This window comes from Sedimenticola thiotaurini (genome assembly GCF_001007875.1).
GTDB classification, from domain to species: Bacteria; Pseudomonadota; Gammaproteobacteria; order Chromatiales; family Chromatiaceae; genus Sedimenticola; species Sedimenticola thiotaurini.
This window is the reverse complement of record NZ_CP011412.1, coordinates 1,269,117-1,286,728: the sequence shown is the minus strand read 5'-3', so window position 1 is coordinate 1,286,728 and position 17,612 is coordinate 1,269,117. Positions and strand designations below refer to the sequence as shown.

Here is a 17,612-nt window from a genome sequence, read left to right as displayed (position 1 = left end):
ACCAGTTGAAAGCACCGGTTATCGGTGCTTTTTGTGTTGGTAAGCTTAGGTTCTCTGGAGGAACTGAGTTATCGCTGCACCAAAAAGAAACCGGATGAACGATGAAATCGACGTCCGTGAAGTCCGTTTGATCGGCGCCGATGGCGAGCAGGTCGGTATTGTCCCGCTGGAAGAAGCCATGGGTGTCGCCGCAGAGAGTAATCTCGATCTGGTCGAGATTCAGCCCAATGCGGAACCGCCTGTCTGCCGTGTCATGGACTACGGCAAATATGTTTTTGAGGCAAAAAAGCAGAAATCAGCGGCCAAGAAAAAGCAGAAGCAGGCGCAGGTTAAGGAGATCAAATTCAGGCCAGGGACTGGTGAGGGGGATTATCAGGTCAAACTACGCAACCTGATACGTTTCCTGAATGACGGGGACAAGACCAAGGTAACCATGCGGTTCCGCGGTCGTGAACATGCCCATCGGGAACTCGGTCTGGAGTTGCTGAAACGTGTTGAGACAGATCTGGCTGAATACGGTGAAGTCGAACAGCAACCTCAGATGGAAGGCCGGCAGATGGTGATGGTTCTGCGTCCCAAAAAGTAAGTATCTTAAAATCGAGATCCAAAGATCGAGACAGGTTGATGCCGGTACCACGCAGGTGCTGGGCAGAGGCCCCGATCGGCGGATTAAATAGCGGAGTTACAAGTAATGCCAAAGATCAAGACAAATCGCGGCGCTGCCAAACGGTTCAAGGTAACCGGCAACGGCGCTATCAAGCGTGGCAAGTCCCACCGTCGTCATATCCTGACGAAAAAGAGCACCAAGCGTAAGCGTCAGCTGCGTTGCCCCTCACAGCTGCACAAAGCTGACGTGGCCGTAGCACGTCGCATGATTCCGTACGCCTGAGCCGATAGGAGACTGAACAGATGCCTCGCGTAAAACGTGGTGTACAAGCACACGCCCGACACAAAAAAGTGCTTAAAGCGGCCAAAGGTTATTATGGCGCCCGTCGTAAGGTCTATCGCGTAGCCAAACAGGCGGTGATCAAGGCCGGCCAGTATTCCTACCGTGATCGTCGCCAGAAGAAACGGCAGTTTCGTGCCCTCTGGATTGCCCGTATCAACGCCGGTGCCCGCGCCAACGGACTCTCTTACAGCCGTATGATCAACGGCCTGAAGAAAGCCGGTGTGGAGATCGACCGCAAGATGCTGGCCGATCTAGCTATTTTTGACAAGCCGGCGTTTAGCGCCCTGGCAGAACAGGCCAAGGCCAGTCTCTCCAGCTGATAGCTTGTCATTGCGACCGGAAGGTTCCGGCGCATTAGTGTGACAACGACAGGGGAAAGGCCTTTTGGTCTTTCCCCTTTTGTTTTGTGTGCAGTGTCCGGTCCGGCAGGTTCCTGGCGCTGGCTCCAGATGAGGACCCTTTTGATGGATTCTGAATCCAATATTGAACTTTCTGCCCTGGTCGATGAAGCGGCCGGTCTTATTGAGCGGGCGGATAAACTGGCGGCCCTGGACGAGGTACGGGTGCGCTATCTCGGCAAGAGCGGCCTGTTGACGGCCCAGCTCAAGCAGTTGGGTAAGCTCCCGGCCGATCAGCGACCGCTGGCGGGGCAGGCCATCAACAAGGCCAAGCAGGCGCTGCAGGGCCTGATCGAGCAGCGCAAGAGTGCGCTTGAGCAGCAGGCATTGGCCGAGCGCCTGAGTTCAGAGCGGGTCGATGTGACGCTGCCGGGACGTGGTCTGGGGCAGGGTGGTCTGCATCCGGTATCCCGAACCCTGGCACGGATCGAAGAGCTGTTCTCCCGGGCCGGATTCGCCATTGAAGAGGGGCCTGAGATCGAAGATGACTACCACAACTTCGAGGCGCTCAATATACCGGCGCACCATCCCGCACGGGCCATGCATGACACCTTCTATTTTGACACCCATCTGCTGTTGCGGACCCATACCTCGCCGGTGCAGATACGTACTATGGAGAATGCCGGTCCGCCGCTGAAGATTATCGCGCCGGGACGGGTCTACCGGTGTGATTCCGATCTGACCCATACCCCGATGTTCCACCAGGTGGAGGGGCTGCTGGTGGATGAGGATGTCTCTTTCGCTGATCTGAAAGGGGTGTTGTACGATTTCCTGCAGAACTTTTTCGAGCGCGATCTGAAGATTCGCTTCCGCCCATCCTATTTCCCTTTCACCGAGCCGTCCGCAGAAGCCGATATCGAGTGCGTGATGTGCGGTGGTGAAGGCTGCCGGGTGTGTAGCCACACCGGCTGGCTGGAGGTGCTGGGCTGCGGCATGGTGCATCCTGAAGTGTTCCGTCATGTGGGTATCGACAGCGAGAAGTACACCGGTTACGCCTTTGGTATGGGAGTAGAGCGGTTGACCATGTTGCGCTACGGTATCAATGACTTACGGCTGTTTTTTGAGAATGATTTGAGATTCCTCAGGCAGTTTGCCTGAGTGATCTTCCGGACCCGGCCCCATGTCGGGTCATTCGCGATATTCGGAGCGCAGTAGGCGCCCCTTAGGATTGGATAAGAGATTATGAAATTCAGTGAAGCCTGGTTGCGTGAGTGGGTAAACCCAGCCGTTTCGACCACTGAACTGGCTGACCAGCTCAGCATGGCGGGGCTGGAAGTGGATTCGGTCGAGCCGGTGGCCGGCGAATTTGAAGGTGTGCTGGTGGGTGAGGTGTTGACCCGGGAGCAGCACCCCAATGCGGACAAACTGAGCCTCTGTACGGTGAATGTGGGCAGCGGTGATCCGTTGCAGATCATCTGTGGTGCGCCCAACGTGGCGGCCGGCCTGAAGGTGCCGGTTGCGGTGATCGGTGCCGTGCTGCCGGGCAATTTCAAGATCAAACGGGCCAAGCTGCGCGGACTGGAGTCCCAGGGCATGATCTGCTCCGCCTCGGAACTGGGCCTGGCAGCCTCCTCTGATGGCATACTGCCGTTGCCGGCAGATGCCCCGGTGGGGGATGATTTCAGAACCTATCTCGACCTGAACGACCAGGCGATCGACGTGGATCTGACGCCGGATCGGGGTGATTGTCTGGGTCTGGCCGGTATCGCCCGGGAAGTCGGTGTGATCAACCGTACCCCGGTTACACCACCCGCCATGGAGCCGGTGGAGGCTGTGAATGATGAACGGTTCCCGGTCTCCCTGGAGGCGCCTCAGGGCTGTCCCCGCTATCTGTGTCGGGTGATCAAAAATATCGATCCGGCGGCCCAGACGCCACTCTGGATGCAGGAGCGGCTGCGCCGCAGCGACCTGCGTCCCATCAGCCCGGTGGTCGACGTGACCAACTACGTCATGCTGGAGCTGGGGCAGCCGATGCATGGCTTCGACCTGGCTGAACTGGAAGGTGGCATCCGGGTCCGCATGGCGGAAGAGGGCGAGAAACTGGTGTTGCTGGATGGTCAGGAGATCACCCTGCGCAGCGATACCCTGGTGATCGCTGACCAGGCCAAGCCGGTCGCCATTGCCGGCATCATGGGTGGTGAGCATTCGGGCGTCAGTGACAGCAGTCGGGATGTGCTGCTGGAGAGTGCATTTTTCGCCCCCACCATGATCGCCGGGAAGGCGCGCAGCTACGGCCTGCACACCGATTCATCCCACCGCTTCGAGCGGGGTGTTGACCCGCAGCTTCAACGCCGTGCCATAGAGCGGGCCACCCAGCTGCTACTGGCCATTACCGGGGGTGAGCCCGGGCCGGTGGTGGAGTCGGCCGATGAGTCCCTTATAGAGGCGCGTCCGGAGATCCTGCTGCGCCGTGCCCGGGTGGCCAGGGTGCTGGGCCTGGAGATTGATGATGACACCATCAGCGACATCCTGACCCGCCTGGAGATGCAACTGGAGCCGGTAGCGGAGGGCTGGAAGGTGACTGCCCCCAGTTGCCGTTTCGACATCAGCATCGAGGAGGACCTGATCGAGGAGGTGGGTCGGATCTACGGTTATACCCGGATACCGACCCGGCGCAATTCAGCGGCTACCGCCATGCAGTCCGAACCGGAAGTGGCATTCAGTCTGCGTCGGGCCAAGCAGTTACTGGTGGATCGGGATTACCAGGAAGCGATCACCTACAGCTTCATCAGTCGCGGGATGCATGACCTCATCGACCCGGCGCATGGCACAGTAGAACTGGCTAACCCGATATCCTCCGATATGTCGATCATGCGCACCACCCTCTGGGCTGGTCTGCTACAGACGGCCATGTATAACCAGTCACGTCAGCAATCCCGGGTAAGAATATTCGAGTCCGGTCTTAGGTTTATTAAGCAAGATGATGATATTAAACAGGAATTGATGCTTGCTGGTCTGGTTTCCGGGGCTCTGCAGCCGGAAAGTTGGGCCGCTCCTGAGCGAAACGTGGATTTCTTCGATCTGAAGGCCGATCTGGAGGCGTTGTTCGCCCTGACCAGTTGTGCAGACGAATTTCGGTTCCAGGCGGAGACCCACAATGCACTGCATCCGGGGCAGAGCGCCCGGATCACCCGGGGGGATGAGCAGGTCGGCTGGATCGGTAAACTGCACCCGCAACTGGAACAGAAACTGGATCTCTCTTCCGGGGTCTATCTGTTCGAGATCGGCCTGAACCGGCTGATGGAAGGCCGCTTGCCTGCCTTCAAGCCACTCTCCAAGTACCCTTCGATCCGGCGTGATATCGCCATCGTGGTGGATCAGGCGGTCGGTTTTGACCAGATTCGACAGACTATTCGTGAATCGGTACCGGAAATTCTGAGAGAAATTCTGATTTTTGATGTCTATACTGGTGAAAAGGTAGACTCAGGACGAAAAAGTCTCGCTTTGGGCTTGATTTTACAGGAAAGTTCCCACACTCTTACCGATGAAAATGTGGAGCGTGTAATGGCGCAGATAGTCGCCGCGCTTGTCGAACGCTACAATGCACAACTGAGAGATTGAGATATGGCTTTGACCAAGGCGGATCTTGCCGAAAAACTTTTTGATGAACTTGGCCTGAACAAACGGGAGGCCAAGGAGATGGTTGAAATGTTTTTTGAGAAAGTGCGCATTTCCCTACAGGAGGGCTCACAGGTTAAATTGTCCGGTTTCGGAAATTTTGATCTGCGTGAAAAGAAAGAGCGCCCTGGCAGAAATCCGAAGACCGGGGAGGAGATCCCAATTTCAGCGCGCAGGGTGGTGACGTTCCGCCCGGGTCAAAAACTGAAGGCGAGGGTAGAAGCTTATGCTGGAAGCAAGCAGTAATACTGCCGATCTGCCGGCGATACCCGGCAAACGCTACTTTACCATCGGTGAGGTGAGTGAGCTGTGTGGTGTGAAGCCACATGTGCTGCGCTACTGGGAGCAGGAATTCAGTCAGCTGAAGCCGATCAAGCGGCGTGGTAATCGCCGCTATTATCAGCGCCATGATGTATTGATGATCCGCCAGATACGCAGTCTTCTGTACGATCAGGGCTTTACTATTGGTGGAGCGCGTCAGCAGCTCTCTGGAGAGGGGGCCAAGGAGGATCAGGATCAGAGTCACCAGATCGCCCGGCAGCTGCGTGCGGAACTGGAAGAGGTGTTGCAGATCCTCAAACGCTGATTCCTGCAGCATTGACAACAGTGTGCATACCGCCTAGTATGCGCGCTCAGTTTCGGGCGGTGGCGCAGTCTGGTAGCGTGCTTGTCTGGGGGACAAGTGGTCGCAGGTTCAAATCCTGTCCGCCCGACCAAACGAAAAAAAGGGGTGTCCGCAAGGGCACCCCTTTTTTGTTGTTTGGGTTGGAGTCCGCCCCGGTTTTTACCCCGGCCGCGTCTGCTGGTTCAGGCGGAGTCCAACAGTTCCCGATGCCGGAAACAGTCCAGGGTGTGGTCATTGACCATGCCGATGGCCTGCATGTAGGCGTAACAGATGGTGCTGCCGACGAACTTGAACCCGCGCCGTTTCAACTCCCGGGACATGGCATCCGACTCGGGTGTGGTGGCCGGAAGCTGCTGCAGTGATGGCCAGTGGTTGATGATCGGTTCATCGTCCACAAAGCGCCAGATGAAGCTGGCAAAGTCACCGTATTCGGCCTGAATATCCAGGAACAGTTTTGCATTGGTGATGCTTGCCATCACTTTCAGGCGGTTACGGACGATGCCGGGATCGGCCAGCAGTTGCTCCACTTTGCTGGCGTTATAGCGGGCGACCTTCTGTGGATTGAACTGGTCGTACACCTTTCGATAGTGGTCCCGCTTGCGCAGTATGGTAATCCAGGACAGACCAGCCTGGGCGCCCTCCAGAATCAGGAACTCAAACAGGGTTCGGTCATCCCGGCAGGGCACGCCCCACTCCCGGTCGTGATACTGCTGATAAAGGGGATCTGATCCGGCCCAACCACAGCGTTGAATGTTGCTTGGCATGACGTTATTACCTGCACGGGATAAGCGCATGTTTTATGGAATAAAGCCGCTTTATCGGCGGCAGTTGGGTGTACCGGCAGATGATCCGGATCAGAGCTCTCCATCTCCGCTGGTATGGGCCATATCGGCTGTTCCGTGCCGACCGCCGGTCGCCCGATGATAACATCGCTGGCTGGGTAAGATCTGTAATCGCTTCGCAGATGATGGCTCCAGGTGTACCTGTTTGTATCCATAACCCCTTTGTTGGGAAATTAACCACTTCTGCTGGGCTCTGCTCGGCCTTAATTTCCAGGCACCGCTGTTTAACTTGTGAATAGGGGGATAAATCCCTTGTGGATTTTCATGTATGGATTAAAATGGCCGCCTCTGAAAGGTGCCCGCTACGGGTTAATAGGGAACTAAGGTGCGCCTCATCCAGGCAACTCCTTGACTGTCCTCGCAACTGTAAGCAAGTAGTCCGGTCTCATTACGCCACTGGTCCGATGATTGGGAAGGCGATACCGGGTAATGATCTGCAAGTCAGGAAACCTGCCTTTCACGCGTCGCATTTCTACCGAACGGGGTATTCAGTAGAGCGGTCTTCCGTTAGCTGACGCATCCACGCAGGTCGGAAAAACCTGTGCTTGTATGCAGTCCCGCTGTGGCCATGCCCGGGTAAGGCATTCCCATCACTCGCAAGTCTTTTTCCGTCCTGCATTGTCTTTAGAATGCACTCCCGCAGTGGAGTAACGGAGAGGCCTGTAATGACCTGCAAGAAACCTTATTCACCAGCCGTTCTATCCACACTTTGCCTGCTATCGCCTATTGCGCTTGCTCAGGCAGCCACTTCAATAAATACCATCAACGTGACCGCCTCTCGAATGTCTCAAACGGTTGATGAGACCCTGGCGTCAGTGACGGTGTTGACCCGAACGGAGATTGAAAAGAGTCAGGCCCGGGATATTACCCAGTTGCTGGATGGCATCCAGGGACTCAGCATGAGCAATAACGGGGGGCTGGGCAAGACAACCTCAATCCGGTTACGGGGCACCAACTCCAACCAGGTTTTGGTGTTGATCGATGGTGTCCGTATCGGCTCGGCTACCCTGGGAACGGTCAGTTTTCAGGATATTCCGCTGGCTCAGGTTGAGCGCATTGAGATCGTCCGGGGACCCCGCTCCCAACTCTACGGTGCCGATGCCATGGGTGGGGTGATACAGATCTTTACCAAGCGAGTGCAGTCCGGAACCCAGATAAATGCTGATGCGGAGTACGGTTCGCACAATACCCGTCGTCTGGCCCTTGGGGTAAACGGCAGCCAGCATAACCTGGAGTACGGTTTTAACCTGTCTGATCTGCATACTGATGGATTCAGTGCCCTGAAAAACAATAATCCGGATGACGACGGTTACGATAACCGGGCTTTTTCCGGCCATCTGGGCTACCGTTTTTCCAACGGGCTGAAGCTCACGGTCAGTGCCCTGCGGGCCAAGGGTGAAAATGAGTATGACAGCGCCTGGGGACCGGCCAATTTCTACGACTCCGAGTCGATACAGCAGTCGTTGAACGGCAAGCTGGAATATTCGCCCAATGATATTTGGGATATATCGCTTTCAGTCGGCGAAAGTCGAGACGAAATGACCAGCTATGTGAATGATGTTTTCAACTCGTTCTTCAATACTAAACGCCGTCAGTTTACCTGGCAGAATGATGTGGCTCTGGGTGAGGAGAGCATTCTGACATTCGGTTTTGATTACCTGCGGGACGAGGTGGCCGGCACCAGTAACTACAGCGTAAACGAGCGGGATAACAAGGCGGTATTTGCCCAGTACCAGCGGGAGTTCGGGCGCAATGATATCAGCATCGGGCTTCGGCATGATGACAATGAATCGTTCGGGACCTACAACACCGGCAGCATCTCCCTGGGACGGGAGTTAACCGAAACCCTCCGGCTGGTAGCTTCCTACGGAACCGGCTTTCGTGCTCCCACATTCAATGATCTCTATTACCAGGATCCCTGGGGATCCAACGGTAATCCCAACCTGACCCCGGAAGAGTCGGAAAGCTTGGAGTTGTCTCTGCGTGGCAAGCCGTCCTGGGGCAGATGGAACATCAATCTGTTTCGAACCGATATCGACGATCTGATCGATTGGGTAGAGGTGGCTCCCTTCACCTATCAGCCACAGAATATTGGCCGGGCCCGGATCAATGGTATGGAGGCGGGGGTGACCACAGAGCTGGCCGGCTGGGAGATAAGCGGCAACCTGACCCTGCTTGATCCGCGAAATCGTATAACCGGTAAGCAGCTGACCGATCGCAGCAAGCGGTCCCTGCGTATCGATATTGACAGAGCCTTTGGCAGGACCGAAGTAGGCGCCACGTTCAATGCCCGCAGTCACAGCTTCAGTGACACGGACAATACGCTGCTCACTGATGGTTTCGGTACCCTGGATCTGCGGGTGGCACAGCATTTGACCAGCGAGTGGACCCTGCGTGGGCAGATAAGCAATCTGTTTGACCGGGACTATGAGACCATCCGCACTTATAATACCGGCGGCCGGGAACTGTTTGTTTCTCTCCATTACGTGCCAAAATAGTCCGACCGGTTAGATAGTCGAGGGCGGAACCAGGATCGGGGCGCGCAATAACAGGGTTGTTGCACGCCCCGATCCTGCTTTTAGTCGTCAGTCGCGGGCGTGGTGGAAGATGCGGGTATCGGTCATAGAGATCCAGGGAATTTGGTTGGCTTTGGCGATGGCGGACTTGACCCGTCGGGACAGGTAATCAGGAATCAGTTTTGAATCGGCGTCTACTCACTATTCTGTTTTTGATGTTGTTTGCCGTTGCTGTCAGTGGCGCCGAACGGCCTGGCCGGGTGGTCTCCATCAACCTCTGTACCGACCAACTGCTGCTGATGCTGGCTGCGCCGGAGCAGATCGCCTCGGTCAGCCACCTGGCCCTGGAAGCCAACAGCTCCTTCATGGCGGTGCAGGCGGCCAATTATCCGGTCAATCATGGCAAGGCGGAGGAGATCCTGGCCCTCAAGCCGGACCTGATCCTGGCTGGCGCCTATACCGATCGACCGCTGATTGCCCTGTTGAAAAAACTGGGCTACCGGGTGGAACAGTTAGCCCTCTCATCCAGTATTGAGGATGTTCGTCACAATATCCGCCTGATTGCCCGCCTGATCGGCCGTGAAGCAGAAGGACGGCAGATGATCCAGACGATGGATCAGCGCCTGGATCGTATAAAGCAGTTACGGCCCAAGGTCAGGCCACGCGGCGCTTTTTATCAGCCCAACGGTTACACCAGTGGCCGGAACACGCTGCAGCACGCGGCCCTGGAGCTGGCCGGCTGGGAAAATATCTCAGCTCAGGAGGGGGTGGTGGGCTATGGCGCCATTGACATGGAGCGGTTGATCCTGGCCAGGCCGGTGCAACTGTTCACCTCCTCTTACTCACCGGGTACTTACTCCCGGGGACAGCAGATGCTGGAACATCCGGTGCTGCGCCGGCTGACCCAGGGCAGGGCGCCAATCGAGGTGGCCTACCGCTACTGGATCTGTGGCGGTCCGATGATCGCTGACGCGGTGGAGATACTGCACCGGAGTCTGCCCAGGTGAACCGCCCGATAAATATACCGCATGGCAGGCTGGTCCTGATGCTGGGTCTGTTGGTGGCGCTGCTGTTTGTCGCTTCACTGTTCTTCGGTTCCAATCCCCTGCCGGTGTTGCAGGCCGCCCGGGAGAGTCTGTTGGATACGCCCACCGTGCTCGGCCTGATCTTCGCCGAGATCCGTCTGCCCCGTGCCCTGATCGCCCTGTTTGCCGGGGCTACCCTGGGTCTGGCGGGTGCCGCCATGCAGGGCCTGCTGCGGAATCCGTTGGCCAGTCCAGGGCTGATCGGCAGTGCCAGTGGAGCTGCTCTGGGGGCGGTTGGCATGCTCTATTTCGGGATGGGGGCCCTGTTGCCACTGGCGGTGCCTATGGGGGGTATGGCCGGGGCGCTGCTGGCTACCTTCCTGGTCTACCTGATGGCGGGACGGGAGGCCGGTACCCTGACCCTGATCCTGGCCGGTGTTGCCATCAACGCCCTGGCGCTGGCCATGATCTCCCTGCTGCTGAACCTGGCACCGAGCCCCTATGCGGTGCGGGAGATCGTGCTCTGGATGATGGGGTCGATAGCCAATCACAGCATGCACGATCTGTGGATACTGCTGCCCGGCGTGCTGCTGGGCTGGGCCATGCTACTGGGTACCGGCCGGTCGCTGGATGCCTTGACCCTGGGGGAGGAGACCGCCAGTACCATGGGGATCTCACTCACCCGGCTGCGCTGGCGTATCTTTCTGGCGGTAGCCCTGTCGGTGGGTTCGGTGGTCTCCATTACCGGCTCAATCGGTTTTGTCGGCCTGGTGGTGCCCCATCTGCTGCGGCCCCTGGTGGGCTTTCAGCCATCACGACTGTTACTGAGCAGCGCACTGGGTGGTGCGGCACTGCTGCTGGCGGCGGATATCACTACACGGCTGTTCCCGGTTGGCACCGATATCAAGGTGGGGGTGGTGACCTCCCTGGTGGGGGCGCCGTTTTTCCTCTATCTCATAATCAAAAGTCGGCGCTATCAGCTATGAATCGACTGCAGGGTGAAAATCTGCTGGTATCCCTGGGTGGGGTATCTGTGCTGAAGGGGGTCGATTTCAACCTCAAGGCGGGTGAGATGCTCGGTCTGATCGGACCCAACGGGGCGGGTAAGACCACCCTGCTGCGGGTACTGGCCGGTCTGTTGAAGCCCGCTTCAGGCAGTCTGTTCTGGGGCCGGAGCGACTATCTCCAGTTGTCCCCCGCAGAGCGGGCCAAACGGGTCGCCTATCTGGCCCAGAGCGGTACGGCCCACTGGCCCATGAGTGTGGAACGGCTGGTCTCTCTGGGCCGTCTGCCCCATCTGTCCGACTGGCAACGGCCGGGTGAGGCGGATGAGGAGATCATTCAACAGGTGATGGCGGAGACCGACCTGAGCGATTTCCGCACCCGGCAGTTCGATACTCTGTCCGGCGGAGAGCGCTCCCGGGTGCTGCTGGCCCGCGCCCTGGTGGCGGAACCGGAACTGCTGCTGGCGGATGAGCCGGTGGCGGCGCTTGATCTGGCCCACCAGATTGAAGTGATGTCGCTGTTGCAGTGCTATTGCCAAAGAGGCGGATCGTTGGTGGTGGTACTGCATGACCTGCGCCTGGCTGCCCACTACTGTGACCGGCTGATGCTGTTAGTGGCGGGTGAAACCCTGGCCGATGGAACGCCGGAATCGGTCCTGACCGGCGATAACATGGCGCGCGCCTTCGGGGTGCGCCTCAGCAGCGCTGCCACGTCGATTGCGGAGACCCTGAAGCTGCCCTGGGAGCGGAGTCGCTAGACAATGAATCTGCTGCTGCTCGATCAAGCGGATCTGCTGGAGAGTGACGTTGCGATCATCCGCGATCATCGGTTGCAACATCTGCTGAATGTTCACCGCGCCTGCCCCGGGGATCGTCTCAAAGCCGGACTGCTCAATGGCGAGATGGGCCAGGCGGAAATTCTGCGCCTGGATGGCCAGCAGGCGACACTGCGCCTGATGCTGAATGAAACGCCACCCAAACCCTTGCCCCTGATCCTGGTGCTGGCACTGCCCCGTCCCAAGATGTTGCGTCGCTGTCTGGGTATGGTGGCTGAACTGGGCATCAAACAGCTCTACCTGATCAACAGTTATCGGGTGGAGAAGAGCTACTGGCAGAGCCCCCTGCTGTCACCGGATGAGATACACCAGGCCCTGCTGCGGGGATTGGAGCAGGCCAAAGACACCCGCCTGCCGCAGGTGCAGATACGGCAACGTTTTAAACCGTTTGTGGAGGATGAACTGCCCGGATTGGTGGCGGGCAGGGCCGCACTGGTGGCCCACCCCTATACTGGTGGCGCCGGTAATCCTCCGTTGCCCTTGAGCCAACCGGCGCTGGTCTGTGTCGGACCAGAGGGTGGATTCATCTCCTACGAGGTGGAGAAGTTGCAGGCGGCTGGTTGTCGGCCGCTGGCATTGGGTGAGCGGATCTACCGGGTGGAGACAGTGCTGCCCCTATTGGCGGGTCGACTGTTTGGTTGATGGAGGGCCACTGCAGATAGTAGTTCAGCAGGCGGATTCAATCGTGCTAGAATGATTTATTGCTTATATTTTTGTAAGCTATTGAATATAAAGTGAATTATATGTTTTTTGATACCTATCTCTGGGCCTATCTGGTGGCCATTATCCTGCTCACGGTGGCACCCGGGGTGGATACCCTGCTGGTGATCAGAAACAGCGTTCGCGGCGGCTTCAGGGATGGGGCACTGACCAGTTTTGCCATCTGCATGGGGGTATTCGTGCATGCGGCGGTCTCTGCCGGGGGTATCTCCCTTATCCTGATGCAGTCGGCCCTGATGTTCTCCCTGCTCAAACTGGCCGGTGCCGGTTACCTGGTCTGGTTGGGAGCCAGGAGTCTCTACAGCGCCTATCGTGGGGAAGCGGGCCTGAAACTGGAGTCTGGAAAGATCCGGCACCGGCAGGTCAGCGCCTGGACCTCCCTGCGGGAGGGCTTCCTCTCCAATATACTGAACCCCAAGACCGCTATCTTCTACATGGCGTTTCTGCCCCAGTTCATCCAGCCGGGCGACCCGGCCCTGACCAAGTCCCTGTTTCTGGCCGGCTTGCACTTTGTCATTGCCAATATCTGGCAGCTTGCGCTGGTGCTGATGGTGGGACGGGTAACCAACTGGCTGGCCCGCCCCCGGGTGGGGCGCTGCTTTAACAGCCTGACCGGGTCGGTGATGGTTCTGTTCGGTATTCGCCTCGGCTTTGACTCCTGACCGCTATACCTCGTCCTCAAGCCATTCAATCAGGTAGTAGAGACGGAACCCTTCGGATGAACGGGAGGGACCGTACACCAGGGCGGGAAAGTGCTGCTCCTTTGCCTCGGCCTGCTCAATGGCGCTGCTGCAGGAGTCCACGATCTGCACGCAGTTCTCGGCAAACCGGGCCCGTTTCTTACCGGGGGCGTAGATCACCGCATACTGTTTATTGACCACCGAACTGGCCGGGTCGTTACCGTGGGTTCTGGGAAATTTCATTAAAACACCGCCTGTTGCCAAGGAACGCTTTCAGCTTAACGCGATTGCAACCGGATGAAAAATCAGCCCTGTTAATCGCTGAATAGTTGCAGTGGATGGTGGATTACAGCTGTTGTCGCGGAACCGGCCGGTTACGGGGAGATTGATTGCAGCACCGGACAGGTGAGCAATCTTTTCAGATCCGGCAGTTGCTCCAGTTCACGACGGATCTGATTCAGGCGCTCCATGGAATCGGTTTCGGCAAACAGGATCAGGTCCACCTCGCCACTCAGGGCGTGTCCGGAGCGGAGTTCCGGGATGGCCTGGATGGCCGGTAGCAGCTCATCCAGTTTGAAGGGGGAGAAGCTGAGCTGGAAGTAGGCCTGAACTGCTTGCCGGCCGTTCTCCGCCAGTTTGAGGGTATAGCCCTGGATAATCCCCCGCGCTTCCAGGCGTTGTATCCGCTCTGCCACCGCGCTGCGAGAGAGGCCGATATCACGCCCGATAGCGGCCAGCGATGCCCGGGCGTTCTGTTGCAGGCGGCTGATGATCTGTTGGTCGAATTTATCCACTACACGATTATGGCGAGTTCGGGGGGCTCCCGTCCAGCACTCTCCTGATAGGCGATTTCACGGAAATAACCGACATTTACCGGTCAATAACCGGCCTGTTTACAGCTGTGTTGTGGCTTGGTCGTCAGTAGCATGGGCGCCAGATGAGCAGCACACCCGTCAACTATCCGCCAGCGGCTCCACTTGCCGGCGGGATCAAACAGAGGAGCGCGTCGGTGCCCAACGAAACCAGCTGGCATTACCAGAATCAACAGCTTTGCATGGAGGCGGTACCCGTGGATCGCATGGCGGAAAAGGTGAGTACACCGTTCTACTGTTACTCCGCGGCGGCAATCCGGGGTCGTATTGGGTTGTGCCAATCCGCCTTTGAAGCGATCGGTGCCACTATTCACTATGCCGTGAAGGCCAACAGCAACCTGGCGGTGCTGGGGCTTATGGCGGAGGCGGGACTGGGTGCGGATATCGTGTCGGAGGGTGAACTGGTTCGTGCATTGCAGGCGGGAATTGAACCCCGGACCATTATCTTCTCCGGCGTCGGGAAAAGGCGTGCGGAACTGCTGGCCGCGTTGGATGCCGGCATTTTCCAGTTCAATCTGGAGTCGCTCCCGGAGCTGGAGCAGTTGGCTGATCTGTGCCGCACCCGGGGATGCACGGCCAATGTCTCCATCCGGGTCAACCCCGAGGTGGATGCGGCCACCCACCGGCATATCACCACCGGAGTGAAGGGCAGCAAATTCGGAATACCCATTGAACAGATGGCGTCTGCCCTGAATCTGATCGCCGCCAGCGACGGTTTGCAACTGCATGGCCTTGCGGTGCATATCGGATCCCAGATCGTGGAGCCGGAGCCCTATCGCCGCGCCTGCCGGCGTCTGCGGAGGTGGGTGTTCGACATGCGGGCCCAGGGGCACGCCATCAATCACCTGGACCTTGGGGGCGGTTTCGGGATCGATTATGGTGATGGTCGCTGTCTCGATTACCGGGCAGTTGCTGCTGTAATGGAGCAGGAACTGGGGGATCTGGCGGTGCAGATCGCGGTGGAGCCGGGGCGTTCCCTGGTGGCGGAAGCGGGGCTGCTGGTGAGTGAAGTGGTCTATCGCAAAGAGGTGGAACCGGTACCGTTTCTGATTCTGGATGCCGGTATGAATGATCTGTTACGACCGGCCCTGTACCAGGCTACTCACCAACTGGTCACCCTGAAGGAGCCGGATGGGGTGCCGGAGATCTGCCATGTGGTGGGACCTGTCTGTGAAAGCAGTGACACTTTTCTGCGTCAGGTCAGTCTGCCGCAAATCGCTGCGGGAGAGCGTGTCGCCCTGCTGCACGCTGGTGCCTATGGGGCGGTGATGGCCTCCGGCTACAACAGCCGGGATATTATCCCCGAAGTAATGGTCTCCGGTGATCACTATACCCTGGTCAGAAGGGCCGTCAGCTACCGTGACCTGATGGCCTATGAATTGCCGGAGTGAACGGGTTGCCTGTCCCGGTTAACTGAGGAGTCCGCTTGCAGCAGGATGCCGATACTGAATGGCTGTCCGCTGGCCTTGTCGGCGGGGTTGACCGTGATGGTGGCCCCATGGAGCTCTGCGATCCGCTTCACAATCGACAGCCCCAGGCCACTGCCGTTGGGGCCGCTCTGTGTACCACGCCGAAAGCGCTGAAACATCAGCTCCAGGGTTTTTTCGGACATACCGGCCCCGGAATCCCACACCTCCAGCCGGAGTTGCCCGTCACCATCCATCAGCCGGATACCGGCGGTTCCCGGAACCGGTGTGTATTTAATGGCATTTTCCAGCAGATTGCGCAGCATGATCTGCAGCATGGTCGGATCGCCACTGATCCGGTACTCATCCGCATCTGCCTCTATGGTCAGTCGGATCCGGTGTTGTCCGGCATCCGCTTCCAGGCTGTTGATCACGCTCTTGCTCAAACTGACCAGATCGACCGGTTGGAACGCCAGTGTGGTTTCACTCTCCCGGTCAGCCCGCGCCAGGGTCAGCAGCTGATTGACCAGGTGGGTGGTGCGGTCGATCCCTTCCAGTGCCTTGCCCATCGCCTTAGTGCGTTGTTGTTCATCGGTGGCACGTTGTGCCACCTGCAACTGCACCTTGAGTCCGGCCAGCGGGGTGCGCAACTCATGGGCCGCATCGGCGGTAAAACGACGCTCGTTTTCAATGGTTCGGGCGAGGCGTTGCAGCAACCGGTTGAGGGCACCGATCAGTGGCGCCACTTCAGTCGGTGCGTCCGCCATATCAAACGGTCGAAGCGCATGCGGCCCCATGCTTCCCGCCTCTTTCACCAGTTGGTTCAGCGGTTGCAGGCTGCGGCTGACACCGAGCCAGATAAACAGACCCAGCAGGGGTATGATCAACACGATAACGGAGAGCGTATCTTTGATCAGATAGGAGACCAGCTCTTCCCGCGCCTCCAGCTTTTGCGCCGTGTAGACAACCAGGCCGGTCTGTGAATCCCGCAGGGTAAAGACACGCCATTTTTCGCCATCAAACCGGTAGTCACTGAAACCTTCCGGCAGATTGGTGAGGAAGTCGGGTGCATCTTTGGACTGGATGATGAGTCGGTCCAGCACGGCGGAAAAGGCGATATTCAGTTCGTAGGCGTGTTGAAAGTGACGATCCAGCTCAATCTTGCGGATCATCTCCACTTCGCCTTCCAGGATCTCCTGTTGCAGCAGTCCGAACAGGACCCGGGCGTTCTGGGCCAGGCTGGCGTCGTAGATCTCTTCCAGTTCGTGGGTGGCATCCCGGTTGACCAGGACAAAAATCCCCAGCCAGGTGATGCTGATCAGACCGATCAGGCTCAGCAGCAACCGCCTGCGGATGGAGCTCCGTCTAGCCATTCGGGCCGGCCTGTTTTGGGATGATATAACCGATTCCGCGCACGGTCTGAATGGTGGATTTTCCCAGTTTTTTACGCAGGTGGTGGATGTACACCTCGATGGCGTTGCTCTCCACGCCATCGTCCCAACCGTACAGTGCCTCCTCCAGCCGCTGTCGTGACAATACCTGGCCACTGTTCAGCAACAGGGTTTCCAGAATGGCATACTCCCGGGAGGTGCAGGAGACCGGTTGGTCGTTCAGATGGACTGTACGAGCGGCCGGATCGAGCGTAATGGCTCCGTGCCGGAGCAGGGGAGTGCCACGACCGGCCCGGCGCCTGGCTATGGCCCGCAGACGGGCCGCCAGCTCCTCCAGGTCAAACGGTTTGGGTAGATAGTCATCGGCACCGGAATCGAGTCCGATGACACGATCATTGAGACTGTCCCGTGCAGTGAGCAACAGCACCGGAATGGGGTTGTCCTGCTGGCGTATCCTGCGTAGCAGGGTGAGTCCATCCTGTCCCGGCAGGGAGATGTCCAGGATGGCCAGGTCGAGACTGTGGTCCTGCAGGGCAAGCTCCGCCTGGAACCCGTCGGATATCCAGTCCACGGTATAACCCATCTGTTCCAGGCCGACGCAGAGTCCATCGCCCAACAGTTGATCATCCTCTACCAATAATATCCGCATAACGGCCCGTTATCCCGCTGGCATTGCAAAATGAACCCCCTATCAAACAGGGGCAGTCTTAAGTTTTCCTTAATTTTTGCC

The 17,612-nt window shown here is 58.0% G+C and carries 18 protein-coding genes, 1 tRNA gene, 1 pseudogene and 1 riboswitch; of the genes and pseudogenes, 15 read left to right on the top strand and 5 right to left on the bottom strand.

The window, feature by feature from the left end:
• The first annotated feature begins 94 nt into the window (after positions 1 to 94).
• The 8 genes from infC to AAY24_RS05720 all read left to right on the top strand — a co-directional run bounded on the left by infC (position 95) and on the right by AAY24_RS05720 (position 5,681).
• Positions 95 to 586 (top strand): translation initiation factor IF-3, encoded by a 492-nt coding sequence (gene infC / locus AAY24_RS05755; RefSeq protein ID WP_046858872.1) that lies wholly within the window; start codon positions 95 to 97, stop codon positions 584 to 586.
• A gap of 105 nt (positions 587 to 691) precedes the next feature.
• Entirely contained in the window at positions 692 to 889 is a 198-nt protein-coding gene (rpmI, locus tag AAY24_RS05750) for a 50S ribosomal protein L35 (RefSeq protein ID WP_046858871.1), read from the top strand.
• A gap of 20 nt (positions 890 to 909) precedes the next feature.
• Positions 910 to 1,269: a 50S ribosomal protein L20 gene (rplT, locus tag AAY24_RS05745; protein WP_046858870.1), complete on the top strand. Its 360-nt coding sequence runs from the start codon at positions 910 to 912 to the stop codon at positions 1,267 to 1,269.
• Between the two features lie 144 nt (positions 1,270 to 1,413).
• Positions 1,414 to 2,445 (top strand): phenylalanine--tRNA ligase subunit alpha, encoded by a 1,032-nt coding sequence (gene pheS, locus AAY24_RS05740; protein WP_046858869.1) that lies wholly within the window; start codon positions 1,414 to 1,416, stop codon positions 2,443 to 2,445.
• An 84-nt stretch (positions 2,446 to 2,529) separates the two neighbouring features.
• Positions 2,530 to 4,908: a phenylalanine--tRNA ligase subunit beta gene (gene pheT / locus AAY24_RS05735; RefSeq protein ID WP_046858868.1), complete on the top strand. Its 2,379-nt coding sequence runs from the start codon at positions 2,530 to 2,532 to the stop codon at positions 4,906 to 4,908.
• Positions 4,909 to 4,911: 3 nt separating this feature from the next.
• Entirely contained in the window at positions 4,912 to 5,211 is a 300-nt protein-coding gene (locus AAY24_RS05730; protein ID WP_046858867.1) for an integration host factor subunit alpha, read from the top strand.
• Positions 5,192 to 5,551, top strand: coding sequence for a MerR family transcriptional regulator (locus AAY24_RS05725; protein ID WP_046858866.1), 360 nt, complete (start codon positions 5,192 to 5,194; stop codon positions 5,549 to 5,551). The genes AAY24_RS05730 and AAY24_RS05725 overlap by 20 nt, the downstream gene beginning before the upstream one ends.
• A gap of 53 nt (positions 5,552 to 5,604) precedes the next feature.
• A tRNA-Pro gene (locus AAY24_RS05720) sits at positions 5,605 to 5,681 on the top strand.
• Positions 5,682 to 5,772: 91 nt separating this feature from the next.
• Here the strand turns inward: AAY24_RS05720 and AAY24_RS05715 are convergent.
• Positions 5,773 to 6,354, bottom strand: coding sequence for a DNA-3-methyladenine glycosylase I (locus AAY24_RS05715; protein WP_046858865.1), 582 nt, complete (start codon positions 6,352 to 6,354; stop codon positions 5,773 to 5,775).
• Between the two features lie 354 nt (positions 6,355 to 6,708).
• Positions 6,709 to 6,904, top strand: a riboswitch (cobalamin riboswitch).
• Between the two features lie 310 nt (positions 6,905 to 7,214).
• On the opposite strand from AAY24_RS05715, the gene AAY24_RS05710 reads away from it, so the two are divergent.
• The 6 genes and pseudogenes from AAY24_RS05710 (at position 7,215) to AAY24_RS05685 (ending at position 13,195) form a co-directional block, all read left to right on the top strand.
• The gene (locus AAY24_RS05710; RefSeq protein WP_052761090.1) at positions 7,215 to 8,930 is read left to right on the top strand and encodes a TonB-dependent receptor domain-containing protein; all 1,716 of its coding nucleotides are present in this window, start codon (positions 7,215 to 7,217) and stop codon (positions 8,928 to 8,930) included.
• Positions 8,931 to 9,130: 200 nt separating this feature from the next.
• Entirely contained in the window at positions 9,131 to 9,955 is an 825-nt protein-coding gene (locus tag AAY24_RS05705) for an ABC transporter substrate-binding protein (protein WP_052761089.1), read from the top strand.
• Complete coding sequence (locus AAY24_RS05700) at positions 9,952 to 10,959, top strand: FecCD family ABC transporter permease (protein ID WP_335337215.1); 1,008 nt, start codon at positions 9,952 to 9,954, stop codon at positions 10,957 to 10,959. Before AAY24_RS05705 ends, AAY24_RS05700 begins: the two co-directional genes overlap by 4 nt.
• Positions 10,960 to 11,030: 71 nt before the next feature.
• Positions 11,031 to 11,735, top strand: a pseudogene (locus AAY24_RS05695) (ABC transporter ATP-binding protein); the annotation flags it as partial.
• 3 nt (positions 11,736 to 11,738) lie between these two features.
• Positions 11,739 to 12,455 carry a 16S rRNA (uracil(1498)-N(3))-methyltransferase gene (locus AAY24_RS05690; RefSeq protein ID WP_046858863.1) on the top strand — a complete coding sequence of 239 codons (717 nt, stop codon included), beginning with the start codon at positions 11,739 to 11,741 and terminating at the stop codon, positions 12,453 to 12,455.
• 101 nt (positions 12,456 to 12,556) lie between these two features.
• The gene (locus tag AAY24_RS05685) at positions 12,557 to 13,195 is read left to right on the top strand and encodes a LysE family translocator (protein ID WP_046858862.1); all 639 of its coding nucleotides are present in this window, start codon (positions 12,557 to 12,559) and stop codon (positions 13,193 to 13,195) included.
• Positions 13,196 to 13,198: 3 nt separating this feature from the next.
• On the opposite strand, the gene AAY24_RS05680 is transcribed toward AAY24_RS05685, so the two are convergent.
• Together AAY24_RS05680 and AAY24_RS05675 are read right to left on the bottom strand one after the other, a co-directional pair.
• Entirely contained in the window at positions 13,199 to 13,456 is a 258-nt protein-coding gene (locus AAY24_RS05680; RefSeq protein WP_046858861.1) for a hypothetical protein, read from the bottom strand.
• 131 nt (positions 13,457 to 13,587) lie between these two features.
• On the bottom strand, positions 13,588 to 14,007 hold the full coding sequence (locus tag AAY24_RS05675) for an Lrp/AsnC family transcriptional regulator (protein WP_046858860.1): 420 nt from the start codon (positions 14,005 to 14,007) through the stop codon (positions 13,588 to 13,590).
• Positions 14,008 to 14,150: 143 nt separating this feature from the next.
• Here AAY24_RS05675 and lysA point away from each other — a divergent pair, with 143 nt between their 5' ends.
• Positions 14,151 to 15,476 carry a diaminopimelate decarboxylase gene (gene lysA / locus AAY24_RS05670; RefSeq protein WP_082117050.1) on the top strand — a complete coding sequence of 442 codons (1,326 nt, stop codon included), beginning with the start codon at positions 14,151 to 14,153 and terminating at the stop codon, positions 15,474 to 15,476.
• On the opposite strand, the gene AAY24_RS05665 is transcribed toward lysA, so the two are convergent.
• Positions 15,458 to 16,864 carry an ATP-binding protein gene (locus tag AAY24_RS05665; protein ID WP_082117049.1) on the bottom strand — a complete coding sequence of 469 codons (1,407 nt, stop codon included), beginning with the start codon at positions 16,862 to 16,864 and terminating at the stop codon, positions 15,458 to 15,460. The two genes, lysA and AAY24_RS05665, sit on opposite strands and share 19 nt — an antisense overlap.
• On the bottom strand, positions 16,857 to 17,531 hold the full coding sequence (locus AAY24_RS05660) for a response regulator (protein WP_046858857.1): 675 nt from the start codon (positions 17,529 to 17,531) through the stop codon (positions 16,857 to 16,859). Before AAY24_RS05660 ends, AAY24_RS05665 begins: the two co-directional genes overlap by 8 nt.
• Positions 17,532 to 17,612: the final 81 nt, after the last annotated feature.